Here is a 4,177-nt window from a genome sequence, read left to right as displayed (position 1 = left end):
CCCGGTGCCGGCGCGGGGGCCGGGGCGGCGCAGGCGGCCAGCAGGGCCGCGGTGGCCAACGTCAACAGCAGCGATTGGGTTTTCAAAGTTCTGTGCTCCCGAAAACCCAACAATATAAACAACTTTAAGCTTTGTGACTCAATGTATCCAACAGCCATCCAGCGATGGCGCGCGGATACAGCAGGTGCTCCTGGGACAGCACCCGGGCGGCCAGCGTGGCGGCCGTGTCGTCCGGCAGCACCGGCACCACGGCCTGCGCCAGGATCGGCCCGTGGTCGAGCTCGGCCGTGACCTGGTGCACCGTCACCCCGGCCACTTTGCAGCCCGCGTCGATGGCGCGCTGGTGCGTGTGCAGCCCCGGAAAGGCCGGCAGCAGCGAGGGGTGGATGTTCACCAGCCGCCCGGCGTAGCGGGCCACGAAGCCGGGCGTCAGGATGCGCATGAAGCCCGCCAGCACCACGAGCGCCGGCGCGTGGGCGTCGACCGCCTCGGCCAGCGCCGCGTCGAAGGCCTCGCGGCTGTCGAAGGCCTGGTGCGGCACCACGGCGGTCGCGATGCCGTGCGATGCGGCCAGCGCCAGCCCGCCGGCCTCCGCCTTGTTGCTGATGACGGCGGCGATGCGCGCGCCGAAGCGCTCGGCCCAGCGGTCGCGCTCGGCGGCGCGCACGATGGCCGCCATGTTCGAGCCGCCGCCGGAGATCAGGATCACGATGTTCTTCATGGGAGGCCGGGATTATCCGTGCCCCGCCAACACCCCGATCAGCCTCCCGTCGACCCGCACGCCGGCGGGCTTGTCGCGACGCGGACACCGGATCGCAGCACGACCGTGCTAAAACTCGCAGTTCCGGAGACACCCCGCGTCTGCGGTGGACCGATCAACACAGCGAGGCACGCATGGATTTGAGCTTCACACCCGAAGAACAGAAGTTCCGCGAAGAAGTTCGCGCATGGGTCAAGGACAACCTCCCCCAGGAGATTTCGCACAAGGTGCACAACGCGCTCGAACTGACGCGCGACGATCTGCAAGGCTGGGCCAAGATCCTCGGCAAGAAGGGCTGGCTGGGCTACGGCTGGCCCAAGGAATTCGGCGGCCCCGGCTGGACCGCCGTGCAGCGCCACCTGTTCGAGGAAGAAACCGCCCTGGCCGGCGCGCCGCGCATCATCCCGTTCGGCCCCGTCATGGTGGCCCCGGTGATCATGGCCTTCGGCAACGCCGAGCAGCAAAAGCGCTTCCTGCCCGGCATCGCCAGCGGCGAAGTCTGGTGGAGCCAGGGCTACAGCGAACCCGGCTCGGGTTCCGACCTGGCCTCGGTCAAGACCAAGGCCGAGCGCAAGGGTGACAAGTACATCGTCAACGGCCAGAAGACCTGGACCACGCTCGGCCAGCACGGCGACTGGATGTTCAACCTCGTGCGCACCAGCAACGAAGGCAAGCCCCAGACCGGCATCAGCTTCCTGCTGCTGGACATGAAGTCGCCCGGCGTCACCGTGCGCCCGATCAAGCTGATCGACGGCGGCGTCGAGGTGAACGAGGTGTTCTTCGACAACGTCGAAGTGCCCGCCGAGAACCTCATCGGCGAAGAGAACAAGGGCTGGACCTACGCCAAGCACCTGCTCTCGCACGAGCGCACCAACATCGCCGACGTGAACCGCGCCAAGCGCGAACTCGAGCGACTGAAGCGCATCGCCAAGAGCGAAGGCGTGTACGACGACCTGCGCTTCCGCGACGAGATCGCCAAGCTCGAAGTCGACATCGTCGCCCTCGAGATGATGGTGCTGCGCGTGCTGTCGGCCGCCACCTCGGGCAAGAACTCGCTGGACGTGGCCGGCCTGCTCAAGATCCGCGGCAGCGAGATCCAGCAGCGCTACGCCGAGCTGATGATGCTGGCCGGCGGCCCCTACTCGCTGCCACTGATCCGCGAAGCCATGGAAGCCGGCTGGCAGGGCAACTTCCCCGGCGGCAACCCGGCGCTGGCACCGCTGGCATCGACCTTCTTCAACATGCGCAAGACCACGATCTACGGCGGCTCGAACGAAGTCCAGCGCAACATCGTGGCGCAAACCGTCCTGGGCTGAGGAGACACCAACATGGATTTCAATTTTTCGGAAGACCAGGACCAACTGCGCGACGCCGTTCGCAAGTGGGTCGACAAGGGCTATGACTTCGAGCGCCGCCGCGGCATCGAGGCCAAGGGCGGCTTCTCGCGCGAGGCCTGGGACGAACTGGCCGAGCTCGGCCTGGGCGGCCTGTACATCAGCGAAGACGACGGCGGCCTGGGCATGGGCCCGGTGGCCGGCATGGTCGTGATGGAAGAACTGGGCCGCGGCATCGTGCTGGAGCCCTTCGCGCAGACGCTGATCGCCGGCGCCGTGCTCGGCGGCTACGCCGACGCGGCCACCAAGGAAAACTGGCTGCCGCGCATCGCCGGCGGCCAGGCCCTCGTGGTGCTGGCCTACCAGGAGCGCAAGGCACGCTACCGCCTGGACGTGTGCGAGGCCACGGCCGTCAAGTCGGGCAACGGCTACTCGCTGACCGGCGCCAAGAGCGTGGTGCCCGTGGGCGACGAGGCCGATGCCTTCATCGTGCCCGCCAAGGTCGACGGCAAGATCGCCCTCTTCCTGGTCGAGCGCAGCGCCAGCGGCGTCGAAGCCCGCGGCTACGGCACGCAGGACGGCGGCCGCGCGGCCGAAGTCGTGTTCGACAAGGCCGACGCCACGCTGGTCACGGCCGACGGCCTGGCCGCGCTCGAATACGCGGTGGATGTCGGCATTGCCGCCACCTGCGCCGAAGCGGTCGGCGTGCTCGACAAGACGCTCGACGTCACGATCGACTACATGAACCAGCGCAAGCAGTTCGGCGTGGTCATCTCCAGCTTCCAGGCGCTGCGCCACCGCGTCGCCGACATGAAGATGCAGCTGGAACTGGCACGTTCGATGAGCTACTACGCAACGCTCAAGCTCAACGCCCCGGCCGACGAGCGCCGCCAGGCGCTGGCCCGCGCCAAGTACCAGCTGGGCACGTCGATGCGCTACGTGGCCGCGAACTCGGTGCAGCTGCACGGCGGCATCGGCGTGACCGACGAATACATCGGCAGCCACTACTTCCGCAAGCTCACGCAGCTCGAGCTCACCTTCGGCGACACGCTGCACCACCTGGGCGAGGTCTCTGCCCGCATGCAGGACACGGCCGGCGTCTTCGCCTGACGGCTGTTTGTCGATAGCATCCAACGCCCGCCCGCCTTGCGCCGGCGGGCGTTTTCACTTGCGGGGCCCCAGCCCCCAGCCAGGAGAGAGACAGACATGCCTTCCCGCCGCACCCTGCTTGCCTTGGCCCTTGCCGGAAGCACCGCCGTCACCTGGCTGACCGGCTGCGCCACCTCCGCGCCCTCTTCCACCGAGCGCCCACCCATCGTCTTCATGCACGGCAACGGCGACTCGGCCGCGCTGTGGCAGACCACGATCTGGCGCTTCGAATCGAACGGCTGGCCGCGCGAGCGGCTTTTCGCCGTCGACCAGCCGAATCCCCTGGCCCGCGACGACGACGCCGTGGCCCAGCCGGGGCGCAGCTCCACCACCGAGTCGGCCGCGTTCCTGCGCGCCGAGGTCGAGAAGGTGCTGAAAGCCACGGGCGCGCCCAAGGTCGTGCTCATCGGCAATTCGCGCGGCGGCAACACCATCCGCAACTACGTGCAGAACGGCGGCGGCGCGGCCGTGGTGAGCCACGTGGTGCTGGGCGGCAACCCGGCGCACGGCATCTGGAAGGTGAAGGGCCTGCGCGAGAACAACGAGTTCTCGGGGCTCTCGGCCTTCATGCAGCAGCTCAATGCGCCCAAGGGACCCAACGGCGACGAGGTCACGCCCGGCGTGCAGTGGCTCACGCTGCGCTCGGACACCAACGACAAGTACGCCCAGCCCGACGGCCTGTGGATCGGCGCGCCGGGCCAGCCGACGAACATCGGCTTCGACGGGCCGGCGCTCAAGGGCGCCACCAACCTCGTGCTGCCGCGCGTGGACCACCGCGAGACCTCGTTTTCGCCCTCTGCCTTCGCGGCGACCTGGCGCTTCCTGACCGGCCATGCACCGGCCAGCACGGCGGTGGCGCCGGAATCGAAGGTCGTGCTCGACGGCCGCGCGACCGGCGCGGACAACCTGGCGCTGGCCGGCGCGCGCGTCACGG

4 protein-coding genes are annotated in these 4,177 nt (G+C 68.5%); 3 read left to right on the top strand and 1 reads right to left on the bottom strand.

What is annotated here, in order from left to right; all coding sequences use genetic code 11:
- Window positions 1-124 precede the first annotated feature (124 nt).
- Window positions 125-721, bottom strand: a complete 597-nt coding sequence (gene purN, locus VBO01S_RS30960) for a phosphoribosylglycinamide formyltransferase (RefSeq protein ID WP_062482933.1) — start codon at window positions 719-721, stop codon at window positions 125-127.
- A 173-nt stretch (window positions 722-894) separates the two neighbouring features.
- Between purN and VBO01S_RS30955 the strand changes: the two genes are divergently transcribed.
- The 3 genes from VBO01S_RS30955 to VBO01S_RS30945 all read left to right on the top strand — a co-directional run.
- A complete protein-coding gene (locus tag VBO01S_RS30955; RefSeq protein ID WP_062482930.1) occupies window positions 895-2,076 on the top strand; it encodes an acyl-CoA dehydrogenase family protein in 1,182 nt (393 codons plus the stop codon).
- Window positions 2,077-2,088: 12 nt separating this feature from the next.
- Window positions 2,089-3,204: an acyl-CoA dehydrogenase family protein gene (locus VBO01S_RS30950; protein WP_062482928.1), complete on the top strand. Its 1,116-nt coding sequence runs from the start codon at window positions 2,089-2,091 to the stop codon at window positions 3,202-3,204.
- Window positions 3,205-3,300: 96 nt separating this feature from the next.
- A partial coding sequence (locus VBO01S_RS30945) for an esterase/lipase family protein (protein ID WP_157627537.1) occupies window positions 3,301-4,177 on the top strand: 877 nt, incomplete at its 3' end.

Origin of the sequence: Variovorax boronicumulans NBRC 103145 (assembly GCF_001591345.1) — a bacterium.
GTDB classification, from domain to species: domain Bacteria; phylum Pseudomonadota; class Gammaproteobacteria; order Burkholderiales; family Burkholderiaceae_C; genus Variovorax; species Variovorax boronicumulans.
This window is presented reverse-complemented; position numbering and strand designations above follow the sequence as displayed.